Here is a 22,239-nt window from a genome sequence, read left to right on the forward strand (position 1 = left end):
AATCGTTGACCACACTCAAAACATACATTAGTGTACGGACAAACAATACACCAGTGTATGGAGATTTCAAGATGGGTCTCCACGCGCCTCTGATCACCCTTCATCACAACGACATCAGTACCAGGGAGCTGCCACATGAGTACCGCCCACTACGACGTACACGGCAACGTCGCCGTCATTCGACTCGACAATCCACCAGTCAACGGCCTCGGTCTGGCGTTGCGCCAGGGCATTGTGAATGGCATCCGCCAGGCGGAATCCGATGACGCGGTCAAGGCCGTGGTGTTGATCGGCTCCGACCGCGCCTTTTCCGGCGGCGCCGACATTAGCGAGTTCGGCTCTTCCAGGGCCACGGCCGAACCCAACCTGAACACCGTGATCAATTACGTAGAAAGCAGCCGCAAACCGGTCATTGCCGCCATCAGCGGCGCCTGCATGGGCGGTGGCCTGGAACTTGCCCTGGGTAGTCATTACCGCATCGCGAGGCCGGATGCCCAGATTGCCCTGCCGGAAGTCAAACTCGGCCTGCTGCCCGGTGCCGGCGGTACCCAGCGCCTGCCCCGGGTCATCGGTGCCGAGCATGCGCTCAACATGATCGTCTCCGGCAGCGTCGTCCCGGCCAAGCAGTTCAAGGGCAGCGCCCTGTTTGACGAAATCATCGATGGCGAACTGATGGACGCCGCCATTGCCTACGCCACCAAAGTGGTCAGCGAAAACCTGCCGCTGAAAAAAGTGCGCGACCTGAAGGCCAAGCATCCCAATCCCGAAGGCTTCTTCATGTTCACCCGCAACACCGTGGGTGCCATGGCCAAGAACTACCCGGCCCCGCTGAAGTGTGTCGATGCCGTGCACGCGGCCGTGACCAAACCTTTCGACAAGGGCATGGAAATCGAACGCGAGGCGTTTCTGAATCTGATGCAGACCCCGGAATCCCGGGCCCTGCGTCACGCGTTCTTCTCCGAGCGCCTGACCAGCAAGATCGCCGATGTGCCCTCTGATACCCCGGTGCGTGACATCCAGTCTGTGGGTGTCATCGGTGGTGGCACCATGGGCACCGGCATCAGCATCAACTTCCTGAACGCCGGCATTCCGGTCACCCTGGTGGAAATGAAGCAGGAAGGCCTGGACCGCGGTGTCGCCGCCATCCAGAAAGTCTACGAAGGCCGGGTCAAGAAAGGTCGGATGAGCGAAGACGAGGCCCGCGCCAAGATGGAATTGCTGACGCCGTCGCTCACCTACGACGACCTGAACAACGTTGATCTGGTGATCGAAGCCGTGTTCGAGGAAATGGGCGTCAAGCAGTCCGTGTTCGAGAAGCTGGACGAGGTCTGCAAGCCCGGCGCGATTCTCGCCTCCAACACCTCCACCCTGGACCTGGACAAGATCGCCAGCTTCACCAAGCGCCCGGAAGACGTGATCGGCCTGCACTTTTTCAGCCCGGCGAACATCATGAAGCTGCTGGAAGTGGTGCGTGGTGAGAAGACGGCCAAGGATGTGCTGGCCACTGCCATGAAACTGGCCAAGAAGATCCGGAAAACCGCCGTGGTGTCCGGCGTCTGCGACGGCTTTATCGGCAACCGCATGATCAACCAGTACCAGCGTGAAGCCCTGCTGATGCTCGAGGAAGGTGCGAGCGTTCAGCAGATCGACAAGGCCATCGAGAAATTCGGCTTCGCCATGGGCCCGCTGCGCATGGCCGACCTGGCCGGTGGCGATATCGGCTGGGCCATCCGCAAGCGCCAGTACAAGGAAAACCCGGACATGGTGAAGATGGTGGTGGCCGATCGCCTGTGCGAGATGGGCCGCTATGGCCAGAAGACCGGCGCCGGTTTCTACCGCTACGAGCCGGGCAACCGCAACGCCCTGCACGACCCGGACGTGGACAAGGTGGTGGACGAAGTCCGCACCGAGCTGGGCATCACGCCGCGCAAGATCAGCAACAAGGAAATCGTTGAGCGTTGTGTCTACGCCCTGGTGAACGAAGGCGCCCAGATTCTGGACGAGGGCATCGCCCAGCGCGCCTCCGACATCGACATGGTCTACCTGACCGGTTACGGCTTCCCCGTGTTCCGCGGCGGCCCCATGCACTACGCCGAGGAAGTCGGGCTGCCGAACGTGGTTCGCGCCATGCAGGCCTTCACCGAAGACCGCCACACCCAGCCTGGTTTCTGGGAGCCCGCAGCCCTGCTGGCCAAGCGTGCCGAGGAAGGCAAGGGTTTCGATAGCAAATAACCGGTCCACGAATTTATTCGGAGAATTATTATGTCCAATGACGTTGTCATCGTATCCACCGCCCGCACGCCCCTGGCCAAGTCCTGGCGCGGCGGCCTGAACATGACCCACGGCGCCACCCTGGCTGGTCACGCCATCCAGCACGCGGTCGAGCGCTCCAAAGTCGACCCCAACGAAATCGAAGACGTGCTGATGGGCTGCGCCCTGCCCGAAGGCTCCACCGGTAACGACGTTGCCCGCATGGGCGCCATCCGCGCCGGCCTGCCGGTCACCGTCGGCGGCGCGACCATCAACCGCTTCTGCTCATCCGGCCTGCAGGCCATCGCCATGGCGGCCCAGCATATTGCTGTGGATAACGTGCCGGTGATGGTCGCCGGTGGTGTGGAATCCATCTCCACCGTGCAGGCCAACGTTAACCAGAACTACTTCATGGAGCCCTGGCTGGCCAAGAACAAGCCGGAGCTCTACTGGTCCATGCTGGACACCGCCGAAACCGTGGCCAAGCGGTATGGCATCAAGAAAGAAGACATGGACGAGTACGGCGTACGCAGCCAGCAACTGGCTACCCAGGCCCGCAAAGACGGCAAATTCGACGACGAAATCGTGCCCATCACCACCACCATGGGCGTGGCCGACAAAGCCACCGGCCAGCTGAGCAGCCAGGAAGTCACCGTCAGCCAGGACGAAGGCATCCGCCCGGGCACCAACCTCGAAGGCGTGAGCAAGATTCGCTCGGCGATGGAAGGCGGCGTGGTCACCGCCGGCAACGCCAGCCAGTTCTCCGACGGCGCCTCCGCCTGTGTTCTGATGGACAGCAAAGTGGCTGAGCAGCGCGGCGCCACCCCGCTGGGTATTTTCCGTGGCTTTGCTGTCGCCGGTTGTGAGCCCGACGAAATGGGCATCGGTCCGGTCTTCGCCGTGCCCAAGCTGCTCAAACGCGCCGGCCTGACCGTCGACGACATCGGCCTGTGGGAACTCAACGAAGCCTTTGCGGTTCAGGTGCTGTATTGCCAGCGCAAACTGGGCATCCCCATGGATCGCCTGAACGTTAACGGCGGCGCCATCGCCGTCGGCCACCCCTACGGCACTACTGGCTCACGTCTGGTTGGTCATGCGCTGATCGAGGGCAAGCGCCGGGGCGTCAAATACGTCGTGGTTACTATGTGCGTCGGTACTGGCATGGGTGCAGCCGGCCTGTTTGAGGTGGCCTGACCCCCTATTCTCCTTCTAGCCCCGGCGCTCAAGTGCCTTGTCGCCGGGGCCTTTTCACCTCACGAATACAGCAAAGGTGGTCCATGGATCTCAATTACACCCCGGAGCAGGAAGCCTTCCGAAGCGAAGTGCGCCAGTTCCTGCAAGACAACCTGCCGGACGACATCCGCGAACGTGTCCAGAAACGCCTGCGCCCGGACAAAGAAATGACCCAGCGCTGGCAGAAGATCCTGTTCGACCAGGGCTGGGGCGCCTCCACCTGGCCCGAAGAGTTCGGTGGCCCGGGCTGGAGCCCGATCGAACAGCTGATCTTCGAAGAAGAATGTGCCCTCGCCGGCGCCCCCCGCCAGCTGGATTTCGGCCTGCGCATGGTTGCCCCGGTGATCATGACCTTCGGCAACGACGAACAGAAACAGCGCTTCCTGCCGGGCATCCTCAGTGGCGAGGACTGGTGGTGCCAGGGCTACTCCGAGCCGGGCTCCGGTTCCGACCTGGCGTCCCTGCGCACCGCTGCCAAGCGCGAAGGCGACCACTACGTCGTCAACGGCCAGAAAACCTGGACCACCCTGGGCCAGCATGCCGACTGGATCTTCTGCCTGGTGCGCACCAGCACCGAGGGCAAACCCCAGCAGGGCATTTCCTTCCTGCTGATCGATATGAAGACCCCCGGCATTGAGGTTCGCCCCATCATCATGCTGGACGGCGAGCACGAGATTAACGAAGTCTATTTCGACAACGTGAAGGTGCCGGCCGAAAATCTGGTGGGCGAAGAGAATCAGGGCTGGACCTACGCCAAGTTCCTGCTCGGCCACGAGCGCACCGGGCTGGCCAACGTCGGCCAGTGGAAGGCACTGATGAAACGCCTGAAGCAAGTGGCCCGGGAAGAACAGGACGGCCAGCGGCCGCTGATCGAAAATACCCGCTTCCGGGATCGCCTGGCGCAACTGGACGCGGAATTGCGGGCACTGGAGTTAACGGTACTGCGAGTGCTGACCGACAAGCGCGGTCCCGGCCCTCAGGCCTCGATCCTGAAAATCCGCGGTACCGAAATCGGCCAGCGACTGTTCGAAATGCTGATGGAAGCGACTGGTCACGACGCGATCGCCCACATTCCGGAGGCGCTTGAGCTGGACTATACAGGCCCCCGTACCGGCTCCATTGACGCCACACCGGCGGCCGGCGATTACTTCAATATGCGCAAGCTGTCGATCTTTGGCGGGTCGAACGAGATCCAGCGCAACATCATCGCCCAACTCGTGCTTGGTTTGTAAGGAGGCGTTATGAATTTTGAACTGACCGAAGAACAGCAGATGCTCAACGATTCTCTGCGCCGCTTCGTGACCAACGAATACGGGTTCGAGAAACGAGATGAGGTCATTGCCTCTGGCAGGGGCACCGACCCGGCGACCTGGGCCGCTCTGGCCGAGATGGGATTGTTGGCGTTCACCTTCCCGGAAGACTACGACGGGCTCGGCGGCAACGCCGTCGACACCATGGTGGTGATGGAGAACTTTGGCCGCAGCCTCGTGGTTGAGCCATACCTCGCCACGGTGGTGCTGTCCGGAGGCCTGATCCGCGACCACGGCAGCGAGGCCCAGAAGGCCGACTGCCTGCCGGCGATTGCCAGTGGCGAGCGGCTGATGGCCTTTGCCCACAGCGAGCCCGGTGCTCGCCACAACCTGAGCCACGTGCAGACGACCGCGCGCAAAGACGGCGACAGTTACCGGATCAGCGGCCACAAAACCGCTGTACTCCATGGCGCCCAGGCCCAGCAGCTGATCGTGTCTGCCCGCACCGACGGTGCCAGTGGCGACGAACAGGGGCTGTCCCTGTTTCTGGTGGATGCCGCCGCCGAGGGTATCGAAACCCACGATTTCGCCACCCACGACGGTCACCGTACCGCCGACATCCGGTTCAGCAATGTCGCGGTCAGCGCTGAAAGCCTGATCGGTACCCTTGATGAGGCCTTCCCGGCCATCGAAAAAGCCGTGGATCTGGGCATCGCCGCGCTGTGTGCTGAGGCGGTGGGTGCCATGGAAGCCATGAACACCGCCACCCTCGATTACATCAAGACCCGCAAGCAGTTCGGCGTGGCCATTGGCAAATTCCAGGTGTTGCAGCACCGTATGGCGGATATGTTCATTCAGGCCGAGCAAGCCAAATCCATGGCCATTCTGGCCGCCACCGAAGCGGACTCCGACGATCGCGCCCGGCGCCGTGAAGCCCTGTCCATGGCCAAGGCCCTGGTGGGCCAGGCGGCCCGCTATGTCGGCCAGGAAGGCGTACAGCTGCATGGTGGCATGGGTGTGACGGACGAGATGTTCGCGGCCCACCTGTTCAAGCGCCTGACTTTGATCAACCTGTTGTTCGGCGATGCCGATCATCATCTGGCCCAGGTCAGCGATGGCCTGCTGGCCGCCAGCGCCTGATTCTGGCTGGACCGATAAAAGGAACCGATTATGAGTGTAAAACAGCTACTGGACCTGACCGGCAAGGTCGCGTTTATCACCGGAGGCTCCCGGGGCCTGGGCCTGCAGATGGCCGAAGCCCTGGGCGAACTGGGTGCCAGCGTCGCCATCAGTGCCCGCAAGCAGCACGAACTGGATGCCGCCAGGAAGCACCTGGACGGTCTCGGCGTCCGAGTGATCACCGTTGCCGCGGACCTGGGTGATCTGGAGGGCATTCCCGGTGTGGTCGATCAGGTGGTCAGCCAACTGGGTGACATCGACATTCTGGTCAACAACGCGGGCGCCACCTGGGGCGCACCGGCCGAGGACTACCCGGCCGAGGGCTGGATGAAGGTAATGAACCTGAACGTTAACGCCAGCTTCTTCCTGACTCAGACCGTCGGCAAGCGTTGCATGATCCCGCGCAAGACCGGCAAGGTGATCAACATTGCCTCCATCGCCGGTCTGTCCGGAAACCCGGAGGGCATGCAGACCATTGCCTACAACACCAGCAAGGGCGCCATGGTGAACTTTACCCGCGCCCTCGCCGCGGAGTGGGGCCGGTACAACGTCAACGTGAACGCCCTGTGTCCCGGTTTCTTCCCCTCCAAGATGTCCCAGGGCTTGCTGGACGCCCAGGGTGAGAAGATGCTTGAGCGCATTCCCCTGAACCGCTTTGGCGGCGAGGAAGACCTCAAGGGCGCCGCCGTGCTGCTGGCCTCTGAAGCCGGCCGTCACATCACCGGGCAATGCCTGGCGGTCGACGGCGGCACGCTGGTGAGCTAGGCGCCAGGTCGCTCACCTGTGATGGCAATCCGTCGCGGGTGAGCACAACGTTCCTCCTGCGGGAACCTGGACCGGCTTTCCCGGATCGAAGCATTGTCTATGCTGAAGGCTGCTGCGGTATCGCAATCGAATGCGATCATCGGGATGGAACATGAAGCCAAGGCTCCTATACGCATCGTTTCGCTTTGGTCAGACGACCCTGCTCCTGGCCGTGCTGATCTTTGCATCCTCGGTGATGGCGCAATGCCCCGGGCCAATTGAGCCCGAAGACCGGCTGCGGCGGGCAGCGAGCGTTACGGTGACCGGCGCAGGCATCATCACGGCCTGGGGCATCGCCCACTGGGATTATTTCAGCACCCGGCCCAGTGCGTCATCGGAAGGCTGGTTTGGCCAGGACAGCCCCGAAGGCGGAGCCGATAAGCTGGGCCACCTGTTCACCACCTACGCCACGGCCCAGGGCATCTCCAGCCTGTTCGAGCACTGGTGTTTCACCCCGGAAGACGCCGCCCGCTATGGCGCCCTGTCCTCGTTCGCCATCCTGGGTTACATGGAGTTGGGGGATGCCTTCAGCGACTTCGGCTTTTCCTACGAGGATCTGATCGCCAACGCCGCCGGCGCCCTGGCGGGGTACTACCGATACCGCTACCCAAGCCTGGCACGAAAAGTCGATCTCCGCTGGGAGGTCGGCGTCAAGCCAAACCAGATTGACCTCACCACCGATTACGACAATTCGAAATACCTGGTGGCACTCAAGCTGAACGGTTTTGACACCTTCAGCCAGGGGTTTCTCCGGCACGTGGAGCTGCACGCCGGCTACTACACCCGGGGCTATTCAGCCCCGGATGAGCCCGATGAGCGCACGCTCTACGTCGGCATCGGCCTGAACCTGACGGATCTGTTCCGGCGTAACGGATACAGCAAGACCGCCACGTTTCTCAACTACTATCAGCCGCCGGGCACCTACCTCGCAGCCGAGGAAACCCTGGGCGACTGACCGGCCGTCAGGCAAGCGCTGTGGCCTGAGCCTCCAGCTCCGGCTGCGTCTGCTCACAGCGATACTGCGCGGCATCGAAGCGGCGGGTCTGCTGCCGGAACTGCCAGGTAAAGCCCGGCCAGAGCGTGGTGTTCTTGCCGTTTTCGTTGACGTACCAGCTCTTGCAGCCGGTCTGCCAGACCGAATCACCCAGCTTGGCGTGGATCGAGGCGTTGTATTGGCTGAACGCCTCCTCCTTGACCTCAACGCTGCGCCAGCCATGGCGGTCCATGGTTTTCACGGCGTCCAGGATGTACTGGATCTGTGATTCGATCATGTACACCATGGAACTGTGCCCCAGACCGGTATTCGGGCCCATGAGCATGAAGAAATTGGGGAAACCGGTAATCGCACTGCCCTTGTAGGCCTCGGCGCCCTCCTTCCAGGCATCCAACAGGTCCTGGCCATCACGGCCATGGACCATGCCGGCAGGAATCGGATCCTGGGCCTTGAACCCGGTACCGTAGATGATGCAGTCCACCTCCCGCTCATTGCCCTCGCCATCCACAATCACGTTACCGCGCACCTCACGGATGCCATCGGTGAGCACGTTGACGTGGTCCTGGGCCAGGGCCGGGTAATAGTTGTTGGAGATCAGCACGCGCTTGCAGCCAAAGTGAAAATCCGGTGTCACCTTCCGGCGCAGTTCCTTGTCCTTGATCTGGCTGCGAATGTGCCGGCGGGCCTGCAGCTCGCCCAGTTTGAGGATGCGCGGGTTGCCGACAAAGCCCAGCACCCGGGCTTCCAGCGTCCAGTAGATGCTCTGGCGGAAGGCGTTGAGGGTTTGCGGGAACCGGCGGAACAGGGTTTTCTCGAACGGACGGATCGCCCGGTCCGGCTTGGGCATGATCCACGGCGGCGTACGCTGGTACAGGTCGAGCCGGGCGGCTTCCCTGGCCACTTCCGGGACGAACTGGATGGCGGAGGCGCCGGTGCCAATCACCGCCACGCGCTTGCCCCGCAAGTCGTAGCCGTGATCCCAGTCCTGGGAGTGGAAGCTCTTGCCGGTGAAGGTTTCGATACCCTTGATGGCAGGATAAGCCGGTGTGCTCAGCCCGCCCATGCCGGAGACGACGATGTCGGCCCGGAAGCGCTCGAAATCCGGCAGGGCCTTGTCGCTGCGGTCCAGCGAATCCCCGGGTTTGAGTCCCTTGTCCTGCATGTAGGCCCAGAGCTTGGGGCTGTCACAGGTTTCCACGGTCCACTGGGCGCGCTGGTCATCGTAATGGGCGCCGGCCACGTGGGTATTCAGCTGAATGTGCTCCATCAGGCCGTATTTTTCGGCACACCCGCGCAGATAGTCCTTGATTTCCTGCTGGCGGGCGAACATCCGGCTCCAGTTCGGGTTCTGCTCGAAGGAGAAGGAGTACAGGGCCGACTGCACGTCACAGGCGCAGCCCGGATAATGGTTTTCGTGCCAAGTGCCGCCGACGTCGTCGCTCTGTTCGAGAATGACAAAATCGTCGTAGCCGGCTTCCTTGAGTTTGATGCCCATTCCCAATCCGGAGAATCCGGTTCCGATGATGGCGATCTTCGTTGTCTGGCTCATGGCAACCTCGTCTTCCTGTGGCCTGTGCGGCCTTGTCTGTTGTTGTCGATCGCGTCATGATGACGCTGGGTAGACACATGTATACACAGAAAGGTAGACAGTCGTATACTTCAATTCGATCAAAATCTGCCGGTTGGCCCGTACTGACAACGAACTGTCCTGCCCTCCAACATCGGGAAGGGGCAATTGGAGGAAGCCTTCCGAAACCCGCTCGAGCACGTCCCTGTGGCGCTTGAGCTCCGCCATCCATGGCTGCGCACAGTTTCGGAAGGCTTCCCCCAATTCCCCCATCTGACTGAGGCGTTACACCATGAGTGTGTTAACAGGCGGCAAACTGAAGCTTGTGCAGGCTGCGCTGAGACTGATCACCGAGAGCCGAAGCCTGACATCGCTGGGCCTGCGGGAGCTGGCGCGGGAAGCGGGACTGAACCCGAACACGTTCTACCGGCATTTCCGGAACCTGGACGAGTTCGGGCTGAACGTGCTCGGCTACATTGCCGAGGACATGAAGGCCGGGGTTCGGGAGTTGCGGCGTACGGCGGATACCTCCGAGCAGGCCGCCCATGACACCGTCAGTTTCGTGTACCACTATTTCCTGGCCAATCCGGCCGCGACCACTGTGGCCGTGCGGGAGCTCCATGGCCCCTCCCCCATCCTTCGGCGGGCCCTGGAGGCGCAGCTGGACGCCAGCGCCCGTGAGATGGCCGAGGACATCATCGACCGGGACCTGGTCAAGGCGGTGGCGCCGGATACCATTCATGAAATCTCCCACATGACCATCCGCTACATCCTGTTCCGGGCGATGGATTACATTGATCAGCCGGCACAGCGGGAGCGCATTCAGTTGGAGACCGAACGCTTCATCAATCGGCAGTTCCGGGGCGCCATGGTGGACCGCCTGTCCGACGCCCAGTTGGCGCAGCTGGCCGCCAGCGCCGACTGATCTCATCAAACGGGCCCCTTTTCACTCTAAACGGGCAGGTTTCTCAGGTTGAACTAGTCTGTATATCAGATACTTGGTTCATCCGTTCAGCCGGAGGGCGCACGCATTATGAAACTGGGCATCCCGAAAGAGATTTTCACCGACGAGCGGCGGGTCGCGGTCACGCCCCCCTCGGCGCACAAACTGATTGATCTGGGTTACGAGGTCATCGTCGAAGCCGGTGCCGGCGAGGCCGCGCACTACCGGGACGAGGCCTACGAGTCGGTCGGCGCCAGTATCGCCGTTGATACCCGGTCGTTGTGGCGCGAAGCGGACTTCATCCTGAAGGTCCGGGCGCCGCTGGAAAATGCGTCCCTGGGGGCCCACGAGATTGACCTGATGAAGGAAGGGGCCTTCCTTGTCAGCTATATCTGGCCGGCCCAGAATCCGGAGCTGCTGGAAAAGCTCGCGGCCAAAAAGATCACCGCCTTTGCCATCGACAGCCTGCCACGCATCAGCCGCGCCCAGAAAATGGATGCCCTGAGCGCCATGGCCAACATTGCCGGCTATCGGGCGGTCATCGAGGCGGCGAATCATTTCGGGCGGTTTTTCACCGGCCAGGTCACCGCGGCGGGCAAGGTGCCACCGGCAAAGATCATGGTGATCGGTGCGGGCGTTGCCGGACTCGCAGCCGTCGGTGCCGCCAACAGCATGGGCGCGGTGGTCCGGGCCTTTGATACCCGGCTGGAAGTGAAAGAGCAGATCGAAAGCATGGGTGCGGAATTCCTCGAGCTTGATTTTGGCGAGGAGGAAGGCAGCGGCACCGGCGGCTACGCCAAGCAGATGAGCGATGAGTTCATCAAGGCCGAGATGGCGCTGTTCGCGGAACAGGCCAAAGAGGTGGACATCATCATCACCACGGCCCTGATTCCCGGCAAACCGGCGCCCAGGCTGATCACGGCGGACATGGTCAAATCCATGAAGCCCGGCAGTGTCATTGTCGACCTGGCTTCCGAGCGCGGCGGCAACTGCGAACTGACCGAGCCGGGCACCATTACCGAGAAACACGGCGTTACCCTGATCGGCTACACGGACCTGCCGAGCCGGATGGCCAAGGTGGCCAGTGACCTGTACGCCACCAACCTGTTTCACCTGATGACCGAGCTGACCCCCGAGAAGGACGGCGAGCCCGTGGTGAACATGGAGGACGACGTCATCCGTGGCCTGACGGTGGTGCATGGCGAGGATGTGACCTGGCCGCCACCCCAGCCCGAGGCACCGGTCAGTCCGACACCCGCACCGGGCACCGAGGAGCCCTCGGCGGCCCAGAAGGAGGCCGCCCGCAAGGAATCCGCCCGACGCAGCCTGATTGGCAAAAGTGTCCTGCTGCTGGTGACGGTGGCCGCCCTGTACGGAGTCGGCGCCTACGCACCGGAGAGTTTCCTGAGCCATTTCACGGTCTTTGTGCTGGCCTGTTTCATCGGCTGGCAGGTCATCTGGAACGTCACCCCGTCGCTGCATACGCCCCTGATGAGCGTGACCAACGCCATCAGCGGCATCATCGTGATCGGGGCCATGCTGCACCTGGCCCAGGCCGAAAACATTGCGGTCGGGATCATGGCGTTTGTCGCGGTGCTGATTGCCAGCATCAACGTGGGGGGCGGCTTCCGGGTCACCCATCGTATGCTCAAAATGTTCCGTAAGTAGGAGTCGACCACCATGAGTACAGGACTCGTCAGTGTCGCCTATGTGGTGGCCAGCGTGTTGTTTATCCTCAGTCTCGGTGGCCTGAGCCATCAGGAATCGGCCCGGCGCGGTAATCTCTACGGCGTGGCCGGGATTATCATTGCCCTGATTGCCACGGTGGCCAACGTCAGCGGCGGCGGCCTGATCGCCATCGTGATTGCGGTGTTGCTGGGTGCCAGCGTCGGCATCGCCATCGCCAACAAGGTGGAAATGACCCAGATGCCGCAGTTGGTGGCGCTGTTGCACAGCTTCGTGGGACTGGCGGCGGTGTTCGTGGGTTTTGCCGGCTACATTGAACCGCTCAAGGTCACGGTCGGAACCGAACACACCATCAAACTGGTGGAGGTGTTTGTCGGGATCTTCATTGGCGCCGTCACGTTTACCGGCTCCCTGGTGGCCTGCGGCAAGCTCGACGGTCGCATCGACAGCAAGGCCCTGACCCTGCCTGGCCGGCATCTGATGAATCTGGTGGCGGTGATCGTCTCGGTGCTGCTGGGCGCCTGGTTCCTGGGCACCGACAGCCTGGCGCTGGGACTGGTGGCCCTGGTGCTGATGACCCTGATTGCCTCGGTACTGGGCATTCACCTGATCATGGCCATCGGCGGGGCCGACATGCCGGTGGTGGTGTCCATGCTTAACAGCTACTCGGGTTGGGCGGCCGCCTCCATCGGTTTCATGCTCGGCAATGACCTGCTGATCGTGACCGGCGCCCTGGTCGGCAGCAGCGGTGCCATCCTCAGCTACATCATGTGCAAGGCCATGAACCGGTCCTTCGTCAGCGTGATCCTCGGCGGTTTCGGCCAGACCAGTAGCAGCTCGGCCACGGCCGACGCGGATCAGTCGGTCCAGGAGACCAGTGCGGATGAGGTGTGCGAGGAACTGCGCAACGCCGAGTCGGTGATCATTGTCCCGGGCTATGGCATGGCCGTGGCCCAGGCCCAGAACGGGGTGAGTGACATGACCAAGCTGCTGCGGGAACGGGGCGTCAACGTGCGCTTCGGCATCCACCCGGTGGCCGGTCGCCTGCCAGGGCATATGAACGTGCTGCTGGCCGAGGCCCACGTGCCCTATGACATCGTGCTGGAGATGGACGAGATCAACGAGGATTTCCCGGACACCGACGTGGTGCTGGTAATCGGTGCCAACGACACCGTAAACCCGGCCGCCGCCGAAGATCCGGGCAGCCCGATCGCCGGTATGCCGGTGCTCGAGGTCTGGAAAGCCCACCGGGTGGTGGTCTTGAAACGAGGCATGGCGACGGGTTACTCCGGGGTGGAGAACCCGCTGTTCTTCAAGGACAACACCCACATGCTGTTCGGCGACGCCAAGGACAGCATCGACAAGCTGGTCACCGGTTTACGGGGTTAGCCTCGGGGCGTGAGGGCGCGGTATCGGGCCTTAGCGGATACCGCGCCGGAACCTGCCTACTCGGTGGTGTTGTAGACGTAGGAGGAGACTGTGCCGTCCTCGTTGAAGCGCACCACCAGGTCGGTGGTCTCGGCGTCACCAAACGCCGACCAGCGGTATTTGCCGTAAGTCCAGGTACGTTTGCCGTCTTCGACGCCGGTGCGCCAGGGCTCACCGAACAGCGCCTCGATATCGGAGCGGGTGGTCTCGCCAATGGTGATTTCATCGACATTGTGGGTCGCAAACTCCTGACCCACCGTGGCGCAACCGGCCAGGGTCAGCACGGCAACCAGGGCAGTCATCTTCAGTACAGCTGAGTTGAACATCCTTTCACTCCCTTCCAATGAACGGTGGGCCCATGATAGTGGATCTGCCGGTGAACGCGATTACGGATCAGACAGGTGCAGAACGGGCAGGCATAAAAAAGCCCCGGATAAACCGGGGCCGAAGGGGTACTACAACTCAGTAGAGTTTGGCCAGGGACTTCTTGGCGAACGGTTCCACTTCGCCAATCCGCCCTTCCTTCACTTTCACCAGCCACTCCGGGTCCTGCAGCAGGGCACGGCCAACGGCGATCAGCTCGAACTCGTTGTTGTTCATGCGCTCAACCAGTTCGTCGATGCCGGACTGTTCCACGGCTTCTTTCTTGCTGGCAAAGGTACCGCTGATGAAGTCTTCGGTAAGGCCAACACTGCCGACCGACATGGTCGGCTTGCCGGTCAGTTTCTGAGTCCAGCCGGCCAGGTTCAGGTCAGAGCCTTCGAACTCCGGCTCCCAGAAACGGCGGGTGGAAGCGTGGAAGATGTCCACGCCGGCCTCGACCAGCGGTGCCAGGAACGCGTCCAGTTCTTCCGGACTGTTCACCAGTTTGGCTTCGTAATCCTGCTGTTTCCACTGGGAGAAACGCAGCATGATCGGGTAATCCGGACCAACGCGATGACGGACGGCCTCGACGATTTCAACCACGAACCGCAGCCGGTTTTCCATGCTGCCGCCATACTCGTCATTACGCTGGTTGGTGCCTTCCCACAGGAACTGGTCCAGCAGGTAGCCGTGGGCACCGTGGATCTCGACGCCGTCAAAACCCAGTGCCTTGGCATCCTGGGCGGCATCGGCGAAGGCCTTGATGACGTCGTCAATGTCGTCTTTGGTCATGGCCTTGCCGTTGGGCTTGCCCGGTGCAAACAGGCCGGACGGGCTGTAACCCGGGACCGACGGATCGGGCTCGATACCTTCCTTACGTACGGCGCCGACGTGCCACAGCTGCGGGAAGATGGCGCCACCGGCCTCATGAACGGCGTCAACCACCTGCTTCCAGCCGGCCAGGGCATCGTCACCATGGAACGCCGGAACGTTCGGATAGCCATTGGCGCCGGCGTGATTCACCGTAGTACCTTCGGTAATCAGCAGGCCAACGCCATTTTCCGCACGGCGACGGTAATAGCTGACCACGTCCTCGTTGGGGACATTTCCCGGCGAGAAGTTACGGGTCATGGGCGCCATCGCCACACGGTTGCGCAGCTTCAGGTTATGAAGCTCAAACGGCTGAAAAAGGGGGCCAAGATTCATGGTCATGGGAGAACACTCCTCGCTTAAAGAAGCTGACTGGCGATGAGGTGATCAGAAACATAGCGACCTCATCAATTTGGTTTCGTAAAGCAACCCTATTCAATCTGGTTTTAAAATGCAACCCTATTCGGTACACTCCCCTACATGGCCAGAAAACGTTTTGATGATTCCAACTGCTCCGTCGCCCGCGCTCTCAATGAAGTCGGCGACTGGTGGTCCCTGCTGATCGTGTTGCACGCCATGTACGGCACCCGACGCTTTGTCGACTTCCAACAGGAACTGGGCATCGCCAAGAACATCCTGTGCGACCGCCTCGCCCGGCTGGTGGACAACGAAGTCCTGAGCAAGGTCGACGTCGGCGAACACGGTTCGCGATTCGAGTATCGCCTGACCGGGAAGGGCCGGGACCTGTTCCCGGTGGTCATTGCCTTGCGCCAGTGGGGCGACAAATGGAACCCGGCGCCCGATGAAACACCCCTGGATCTGCGTGACCGGGCCACAGGGCGCCCCATCCATCCGGTGGAAGTCCAGGACGCCGACGGCCAACCACTGACGGTCCGGGACGTATTCGTGCCCGAGGACTCCCTGCCGGCGAGTCGGAGCGGAAGCAAAAAAAACTCCGCCTGACCATTGGCACAAGCCCCACACCTGCCCACTTTTTGAGTTACATCAAAGCGGTGAATAAAGCGGTCGGGTTCGCCGGCGAATCTTGCGCCAAATCAACTTTCCAATCTCCGTGGTCATTAACCTGAGCCCATCACACTTTCAGGTTAAGGAGATGGAGATGTCCCATACATTCAAACTCAGTGTTCTGGCTGCCGCGGTTCTGGCCGCCGCTCCCGTTGCCAACGCTTACGAGGCCGGTGATTTCATTGGCCGCGCCGGAGCCGCCACGGTCGATCCGGATTCGTCCAGCGACAGCCTGAGAACCGACCTGCCCGGACTCGAGGTTATTCCCGGCGCCAAAGTAAAAGTCGGATCCGACACCCAGCTGGGGCTTACCTTCAGCTACATGCTCTCTGACCACTTTGGTGTCGGTCTTCTCGCCGCCACTCCGTTCAACCACGACATCAAGGGCGACGGCATTCTGGGCGGCGCGGGCAAACTCGGTGAAACCAAGCATCTGCCCCCGACACTGACCTTCCAGTACTTCCCGATGCCGAGCGGAAGCAAGTTCCAGCCGTACGTTGGCGCCGGGGTGAATTACACCAATTTCTTCGAAGAGAAGACCACCCAGACACTGACGGATACTGTGGATGCTGTCGCCCAGGCCAATCTGGGAACACCGGCGGGTACGGTGGATCGCACCGATCTGACCCTCGACGACAGCTTTGGGCTGGCGGCCGAAGTTGGGTTGGATTACATGTTGACGGACAAACTTGGCCTGAACGCGGCCGTCTGGTGGATCGACATCGATACCGACGCCGAGGTTGGTGTGTATGCCGCCGATGGCAGCAAGATCACTACCGGCAAGCTCGATGTTGAAATCGACCCCTGGGTTTACATGGTCGGCCTTTCCTACAAATTCTGATCCCCGTGCCCTCCGCTTGCCGCCAAGGTCTGTGGGCTGACGGAAGGTGCACTTCCTGTGCGGGGCCTCAGGGCCCCGTTTTTTTATCCCCTAAAAACAGGAAGGCGGAGCAAATGCCCCGCCTTCCTGCGTAATCTCAGCCTGCCTCAGCCACTCTGACGGGCGGCGGACCGGCCTCGCTGACCACCACCATTCTGGCTGCGGCCACCACTGCGCCCGCCCGGCCTCGCGCCGGCACTGCGGGGCTTGCCGCCTGGCCTGCCATTGCCACCACCGTTGCCGTTTCGGCCGCGAGCCTTGCTCGGGTCGGCCTTGGCTTTCGGCTTCAGGGGCAGATTGTTGGTCGGCTCGAAGCCTTCCATGGCTTTTCTTGGCAATTGTTTCTTGATCAGTTTCTCGATACCCGCCAGCATCTTGCCTTCGTCAGCACTGACCAGTGACAACGCGTGTCCGCTCTCGCCTGCCCGGCCGGTACGGCCAATCCGGTGGACGTAATCTTCCGGTACGTTCGGCAGTTCAAAGTTCACCACCTGGGGCAGTTGCTTGATGTCCAGGCCACGGGCCGCGATATCGGTCGCCACCAGAACCCGGATGTCACCCTGTTTGAACTCGGCCAATGCGCGGGTGCGGGCACCCTGCGACTTGTTACCGTGAATCGCCGCTGCCGTGATGCCATCGCGCTCCAGTTTCTGGGTCAGGCGATTGGCCCCGTGCTTGGTGCGGGTAAAGACCAATACCTGTTCCCAGCCATTGTCCCGGACCAGTTTGCTCAGCAAGGCTGTCTTCTGGCTCTGATCGACCGGATAAACAGATTGCTTGATGCTTTCCGCCGCGGTGTTACGGGCCGCCACTTCAACTTGAACGGGATTATCCAGCAGGCCCTGGGCCAGGGTGCGGATCTCGTTGGAGAAGGTGGCGGAGAACAGCAGGTTCTGGCGCTTGGCCGGCAACAGCGCAAGGATCTTGCGGATATCGCGGATGAAGCCCATGTCCAGCATCCGGTCGGCTTCGTCCAGGACCAGGATCTCGACCTCGTCAAAACGCACCGCGTTCTGCTGATACAGGTCCATCAGTCGTCCCGGTGTCGCCACCAGTACGTCCAACCCCTTGCGCAACTTCATCATCTGGGGATTGATTTTCACCCCACCGAAGACCACGGCCGCCTTGGTTGGAATGTATTTGCTGTACAGGTTCACGCTGTCGTGCACCTGCGCTGCCAGCTCCCGGGTCGGGGCCAGAATCAGGGCGCGTGGGCCTTTGCCGGTGCGTGGCTTTTCCGCCAGGCGCTGCAACAATGGCAGCGTAAAGCCGGCAGTTTTACCGGTGCCGGTCTGGGCCGCCGCCATCACGTCCTTGCCGGACAGGACCGCAGGAATGGCCTGGGCCTGAATGGGCGAAGGGGTATCGTAACCCTGATCGGTGGTGGCACGGACCAGCTGCTCGGACAAACCGAGTGAAGAAAAACTCATATAGGATCAACTCTTGATTGTTCTGCCTCCACGAACACCGGTTCTGGGCGAATGCGGGCAGATGCCATGAAGATTCATGGAATAAAAGACGACTACGGTCACGCGCCGTTAACGGGGTGACGTCCTCTGACAGGTCGTATGGATGGTTCGCAAGACGGCGTTAGGCCGGAAAAAGCGGAATCCCTAGAGGCAGGATGCGGGCACAGTAACAGAGGCCCGGCGAGTTAGCCATAGGTATTTGTTAACAGTCGGAGAGGAACTCACGGGGCCGCAGACCGTCACAGACCCCTCTCATTCCCAACCGGAGTTTTCATGACCAGTATCAGCGTGGGGCCCATGAGCCTGTCCATAGGCCATCTTTCGGTGCTTGCCGCCCTGCTTCTGGCCCTGGTGGTGGGCGGCCTTATGGGACGACGGTACGGCGTACCGGTGGCAGGCCCGGTCGCCGATATCTTCCTCGCCGCCATGATCGCTGCCCGACTCGGCTTTGTGCTTGAATACTTCGAACACTATCGGAATGACCTGCTCGGGATTATCGATATCCGGGATGGCGGATTTGATGCGGTCTGGGGGGTGATCGGGGCCCTGGCGATGACGCTCTACCTGCTCTGGCGCCGGCAGGCGCTTCGCCGCGCCCTGACCGTTGCCGTAACGACGGGCACCCTGTTCTGGGCCGGCACCACGGCCACCCTTGCCCTGATCGAGCAACAGGCCCGGGGGATACCGGAGGTGGCGCTGACCGCTCTGGATGGCCAGCGCAGCCCACTCCGGGATCTGGCGAAGGGCAAACCCATGGTGGTGAACCTGTGGGCGACCTGGTGCCCGCCCTGCATCCGGGAAATGCCGGTTCTTCAGCAGGCACAGGAGCGCGATTCCGATGTGGTCTACGTGTTTGCCAACCAGCGCGAGCACGCCGGCACCATCGAGCAGTTCCTGGCTAAGCAGCAGCTGGAGGTGGACAACGTCTATTTGGATAAAGCTGGCCAGCTGGCCCGCGCCTCAGGCAGCCATGGATTGCCCACCACCCTCTTCTACAACGCCAACGGCCAGCTGGTGGATTCCCACATGGGGCAACTCTCTCACGCCACCCTCGCACGGGGTCTGGACAAGTTCGGGCAACGGTCAAATCGCTCCGATGGCGACCAGCAGGACGGCAATGCCGCATCGGAAGAGGCTCAATAGACGCTGGCCGCACCTTCCGGCCGGCTCTTGAAGCGCTTGTGCAACCACAGGTACTGGTCCGGCTGTTCTCGGACGGTATCTTCGATAAAGCCGTTCCAGATCTCCGCGTCTTTCCGGGTATCGTCGCCGAACGTCTCCTGAATTGGCGAGAACTCCACCCGATAGCTGCCATCGGGCATGCGCAGGTGACTGACGCAGATAATGGACGCCCCGGATTGCCGGGCGATATAACTGGGCGAGGTGATACAGCCGGCGTTGACGCCGAAAAAGGGCACGAACACTTCCGATTTTTTGCCGAAATCCTGATCACAGGCAAACCAGACCTGCCCGCCCTCTTTCAGGAATGACAACATCGGCCGCAGCTCACGCTTGGTAAAGGGCCGGATGTTGAAATGTCGGCGACGCCCCCGTTCGATCATCCGGTCGATCACCGGATTGTTGTTGGGCCGATACATGTAACCCGGCTTATCAAGCTGGCAGGCGATCAGAGGCAAGGCGAAATCAAAAATGCTGTAGTGGCCGCCGATCAGGAGCACGCCCTTGCCCCGCTGCTTGCCCTCCTCAAGGTGCTCGATGCCGTGGACCGAAGCACTGTCACAATAGGGCGACATATCCCGCCACCAGGCGTGGGTGCTTTCGAGGAATCCGCGGGCCGAGGCGACAAACGTGTCCTCGACCAGCTGTTTGCGCTCAACGTCATCCAATTCCGGCATGCAGGCAGAGAGGTTCGCCTCGGCTACTCTGGCCCTGGATTTGAGTTTTCGGGCCAGGAACCGGCCCAACGAGCCACCGAAGCTCTGCTTGACTGACATGGGAAGAAACGACAACAACCAGAGAACGAACACCAGGCACCAGGAACCCCAGAATGCCGGATGCCAAAGCGGGCGCTTTGCCGCCTTGCTGCGAGAGGCCATACAACCATCACCTTTACAGTGAAAATGACCGGCCAAGAACTACCGAAAGACCAAACCGGATGACAGCCACGCACCCTGACACACTCACCACCGGTTTAGTATGGGCTTTCGGTAACAGTCGTTGTCGCAGGCACTGAACGGTGTCCGGTTCAGCGCGTTGCCGCCTCGGCGAAACCGGCCAGGGCCCCATTAATCTTTGCCAGGACCTCATCACAGCCCTCAATGCCGTGCCGGGCTTTGAGATAGGCCGGATCGTTATAGCCAAGCCAGACCTGGCCATCCTCATCTTCCCAGATCAGCGCTTTCTGGGGCAGGTCCGCGGCCACACTCTGGGCGCAACGCATAAGGGGCGTACCGACTTTGGGGTTGCCAAAGATCACCAGCTGGGTCGGTCTCAGATAGGAGTCGACAGATTCGGCGCCAGCCGCATGGTCAATCCGGTTCATCACCGTCATGCCTCTCTCTTCCAGCGTCGCCACCAGCTTGTCGGCAGTGGCCGGCACGCTGTAGCTGCTCTTGACGGTAATAAGTCCGTCGGCGGCCTGGGCCAGGCCGGCCCAGGCAAGGGTGACCAGGGCAACGGCAAAAAGCCTGAGGGTATTCATATCAGTTTCCTGTCAGTGAAGTGCAAGACCAATACTAGACCACTGCAGCCGGCCGTGGGCTCTGGCGCCGTCCTCAAGCCGCTGCCTGGGTTTCCGGGACTGGCGCGGCTATTCAACGGCGCTGAAGGAAAACTCGATTCCAGTGCATCCAAATCATTGATTCAGTAGTATCTGTGAAGGCAGGTACGTATTTTTACGTAGAAGTCCCAACAAGAAGAGAGTCGTCATCATGTTTCGATGGAAGTTCTCATGCAGCGCCCTGATGCTGCCCCTGCTGCTGGTGGGCTGCAGCGATAACGGCGGAGGCAAGGCCAGCCAGCAGGCAGCGCCGGATCTCAAGCCACCCACCGAAACCGGCATTCTGAAGGTGGCCACCCGCAACGGCTCGACCACCTACTACCTGGACCGGCATGAAAACCCGGTGGGGCCGGAATACGCCCTAATCAGCGATTACGCCACCGCCCGCGGCTGGGAGGTGGAGTGGACCATGCTCGATTCCACCAGCGAGGTCCTGAATACGCTCGAGGCCGGAACCACCCATCTGGCCGCCGCCGGTCTGACGCACCTGCCATCCCGGGACGAACGCTTCGCCCGCGGCCCGGCCCACACCGAAATCACCGAGCAGCTGGTGTGCCATCGCGACGCCCGTCCTCTGCCCCGGCAACCCGAGAATCTTCCCGGCACGGAAATCGTCGTCACCGCAGGCTCGAGTTACGTTGAAACCCTCAGCAAGCTGAAAAGCCAGTACGCGGGCATTGAGTTCACCGAAGACACCAAACGGACCACCGAGATCATCCTGTCGGCCGTCGCCGATCAGGACATCGGCTGCACCGTGGCCGACTCCAACATCGTTCAGGTCATGCGCCGTCACTTTCCCCACCTGGAAGTGGCGATGAACCTGACCACGGGCCGGAACCTTGGCTGGTATCTGCCAACAGGCTCGGATGCCCTGGCGTCGAATGCCCGGGAATGGATGAACAGCGTCGAAGGCGACGAAGCCATTGGCCGCATGGAGAACCGCTACTATGCCTACATCGGGGATTTTGATTTCGTGGATCTCCGCGCCCTGAACCGACGCATCGAAGATCGTCTGCCCGAATTCATCGACGAATTCCGGGAGGCAGAAGCCAAGACCGGCATGCCCGCAGAGCTACTGGCGGCCCTGTCTTACCAGGAGTCGCACTGGGATCCCGAAGCCGTATCCCCAACCGGCGTCCGCGGCATCATGATGCTCACCCGGCGCACGGCGGAATCGCTCGGCGTCGACAACCGGCTTGATCCGTATGCGGCCATTGACGGCGGCGCCCGCTACCTGGCGGACCGGCATCGCCGTTTGCCTGAGACCATTCCCGAGCCGGATCGCACCTTCCTGGCGCTGGCCAGCTACAATATCGGTCGCGGCCACCTGCTCGATGCCCGTCAGCTGGCAAGGTCACTGAACAAGAACCCCGACTCCTGGCAGGATATGGCCGAGGTACTGCCACTGAAAGCGGACAAGCGCTACTACCCCAGCACTCGCTATGGCTATGCCCGCGGCTATGAGCCGGTGCACTATGTGCAGCGCATTCGCAATTACCGGGACGTTATCCGGGCCGCCTTCAATTAAATGAATCAACCGCCAACCTGGGAGTGCGG

Annotated in this window: 19 protein-coding genes; 13 read left to right on the forward strand and 6 right to left on the reverse strand. The window is 61.5% G+C overall.

Annotated features, from left to right (window positions below; genetic code table 11):
* The first annotated feature begins 135 nt into the window (after window positions 1-135).
* The 6 genes from KZO34_RS09625 to KZO34_RS09650 all read left to right on the forward strand — a co-directional run bounded on the left by KZO34_RS09625 (window position 136) and on the right by KZO34_RS09650 (window position 7,671).
* Complete coding sequence (locus tag KZO34_RS09625) at window positions 136-2,232, forward strand: 3-hydroxyacyl-CoA dehydrogenase NAD-binding domain-containing protein (RefSeq protein WP_219476033.1); 2,097 nt, start codon at window positions 136-138, stop codon at window positions 2,230-2,232.
* 30 nt (window positions 2,233-2,262) lie between these two features.
* Window positions 2,263-3,444, forward strand: a complete 1,182-nt coding sequence (locus tag KZO34_RS09630) for an acetyl-CoA C-acyltransferase (RefSeq protein ID WP_219476034.1) — start codon at window positions 2,263-2,265, stop codon at window positions 3,442-3,444.
* An 83-nt stretch (window positions 3,445-3,527) separates the two neighbouring features.
* Window positions 3,528-4,715: an acyl-CoA dehydrogenase family protein gene (locus KZO34_RS09635; protein WP_219476035.1), complete on the forward strand. Its 1,188-nt coding sequence runs from the start codon at window positions 3,528-3,530 to the stop codon at window positions 4,713-4,715.
* A gap of 9 nt (window positions 4,716-4,724) precedes the next feature.
* Window positions 4,725-5,873: an acyl-CoA dehydrogenase family protein gene (locus KZO34_RS09640; protein WP_219476036.1), complete on the forward strand. Its 1,149-nt coding sequence runs from the start codon at window positions 4,725-4,727 to the stop codon at window positions 5,871-5,873.
* Between the two features lie 30 nt (window positions 5,874-5,903).
* Window positions 5,904-6,677 carry an SDR family oxidoreductase gene (locus tag KZO34_RS09645; RefSeq protein ID WP_219476037.1) on the forward strand — a complete coding sequence of 258 codons (774 nt, stop codon included), beginning with the start codon at window positions 5,904-5,906 and terminating at the stop codon, window positions 6,675-6,677.
* 151 nt (window positions 6,678-6,828) lie between these two features.
* Window positions 6,829-7,671 carry a DUF2279 domain-containing protein gene (locus KZO34_RS09650; protein WP_219476039.1) on the forward strand — a complete coding sequence of 281 codons (843 nt, stop codon included), beginning with the start codon at window positions 6,829-6,831 and terminating at the stop codon, window positions 7,669-7,671.
* Window positions 7,672-7,678: 7 nt separating this feature from the next.
* On the opposite strand, the gene KZO34_RS09655 is transcribed toward KZO34_RS09650, so the two are convergent.
* Window positions 7,679-9,259 carry a flavin-containing monooxygenase gene (locus KZO34_RS09655; RefSeq protein ID WP_219476040.1) on the reverse strand — a complete coding sequence of 527 codons (1,581 nt, stop codon included), beginning with the start codon at window positions 9,257-9,259 and terminating at the stop codon, window positions 7,679-7,681.
* A gap of 310 nt (window positions 9,260-9,569) precedes the next feature.
* On the opposite strand from KZO34_RS09655, the gene KZO34_RS09660 reads away from it, so the two are divergent.
* From KZO34_RS09660 to pntB, 3 genes are all read left to right on the forward strand, one after another.
* Entirely contained in the window at window positions 9,570-10,202 is a 633-nt protein-coding gene (locus tag KZO34_RS09660) for a TetR family transcriptional regulator (protein WP_219476041.1), read from the forward strand.
* 108 nt (window positions 10,203-10,310) lie between these two features.
* The gene (locus tag KZO34_RS09665) at window positions 10,311-11,888 is read left to right on the forward strand and encodes a Re/Si-specific NAD(P)(+) transhydrogenase subunit alpha (RefSeq protein WP_219476042.1); all 1,578 of its coding nucleotides are present in this window, start codon (window positions 10,311-10,313) and stop codon (window positions 11,886-11,888) included.
* A 12-nt stretch (window positions 11,889-11,900) separates the two neighbouring features.
* Window positions 11,901-13,295: a Re/Si-specific NAD(P)(+) transhydrogenase subunit beta gene (pntB, locus tag KZO34_RS09670; protein ID WP_219476043.1), complete on the forward strand. Its 1,395-nt coding sequence runs from the start codon at window positions 11,901-11,903 to the stop codon at window positions 13,293-13,295.
* Between the two features lie 56 nt (window positions 13,296-13,351).
* Here the strand turns inward: pntB and bamE are convergent, their stop codons facing one another.
* Window positions 13,352-13,660 (reverse strand): outer membrane protein assembly factor BamE domain-containing protein, encoded by a 309-nt coding sequence (gene bamE / locus KZO34_RS09675; protein ID WP_219476044.1) that lies wholly within the window; start codon window positions 13,658-13,660, stop codon window positions 13,352-13,354.
* 136 nt (window positions 13,661-13,796) lie between these two features.
* The gene (locus KZO34_RS09680) at window positions 13,797-14,909 is read right to left on the reverse strand and encodes an NADH:flavin oxidoreductase (protein ID WP_219476045.1); all 1,113 of its coding nucleotides are present in this window, start codon (window positions 14,907-14,909) and stop codon (window positions 13,797-13,799) included.
* A gap of 138 nt (window positions 14,910-15,047) precedes the next feature.
* Between KZO34_RS09680 and KZO34_RS09685 the strand changes: the two genes are divergently transcribed.
* On the forward strand, window positions 15,048-15,530 hold the full coding sequence (locus KZO34_RS09685; protein ID WP_219476046.1) for a winged helix-turn-helix transcriptional regulator: 483 nt from the start codon (window positions 15,048-15,050) through the stop codon (window positions 15,528-15,530).
* Window positions 15,531-15,687: 157 nt separating this feature from the next.
* Window positions 15,688-16,434 carry an OmpW/AlkL family protein gene (locus tag KZO34_RS09690; RefSeq protein WP_219476047.1) on the forward strand — a complete coding sequence of 249 codons (747 nt, stop codon included), beginning with the start codon at window positions 15,688-15,690 and terminating at the stop codon, window positions 16,432-16,434.
* 146 nt (window positions 16,435-16,580) lie between these two features.
* Here KZO34_RS09690 and KZO34_RS09695 read toward each other — a convergent pair whose 3' ends face one another.
* Window positions 16,581-17,903, reverse strand: coding sequence for a DEAD/DEAH box helicase (locus KZO34_RS09695; RefSeq protein ID WP_219476049.1), 1,323 nt, complete (start codon window positions 17,901-17,903; stop codon window positions 16,581-16,583).
* Window positions 17,904-18,215: 312 nt separating this feature from the next.
* Here KZO34_RS09695 and KZO34_RS09700 point away from each other — a divergent pair, with 312 nt between their 5' ends.
* A complete protein-coding gene (locus KZO34_RS09700; RefSeq protein ID WP_219476050.1) occupies window positions 18,216-19,085 on the forward strand; it encodes a TlpA disulfide reductase family protein in 870 nt (289 codons plus the stop codon).
* Here the strand turns inward: KZO34_RS09700 and KZO34_RS09705 are convergent.
* Both KZO34_RS09705 and KZO34_RS09710 read right to left on the reverse strand, forming a co-directional pair.
* On the reverse strand, window positions 19,079-19,999 hold the full coding sequence (locus tag KZO34_RS09705; RefSeq protein WP_219476052.1) for a lysophospholipid acyltransferase family protein: 921 nt from the start codon (window positions 19,997-19,999) through the stop codon (window positions 19,079-19,081). The two genes, KZO34_RS09700 and KZO34_RS09705, sit on opposite strands and share 7 nt — an antisense overlap.
* A gap of 149 nt (window positions 20,000-20,148) precedes the next feature.
* Window positions 20,149-20,604 carry a DUF302 domain-containing protein gene (locus tag KZO34_RS09710; protein ID WP_219476054.1) on the reverse strand — a complete coding sequence of 152 codons (456 nt, stop codon included), beginning with the start codon at window positions 20,602-20,604 and terminating at the stop codon, window positions 20,149-20,151.
* 229 nt (window positions 20,605-20,833) lie between these two features.
* Between KZO34_RS09710 and mltF the strand changes: the two genes are divergently transcribed.
* The gene (gene mltF / locus KZO34_RS09715; protein WP_219476055.1) at window positions 20,834-22,210 is read left to right on the forward strand and encodes a membrane-bound lytic murein transglycosylase MltF; all 1,377 of its coding nucleotides are present in this window, start codon (window positions 20,834-20,836) and stop codon (window positions 22,208-22,210) included.
* The last annotated feature ends 29 nt before the right edge of the window (window positions 22,211-22,239 follow it).

It is taken from the genome of Marinobacter sp. F4206 (genome assembly GCF_019392195.1).
Lineage (GTDB): Bacteria > Pseudomonadota > Gammaproteobacteria > Pseudomonadales > Oleiphilaceae > Marinobacter.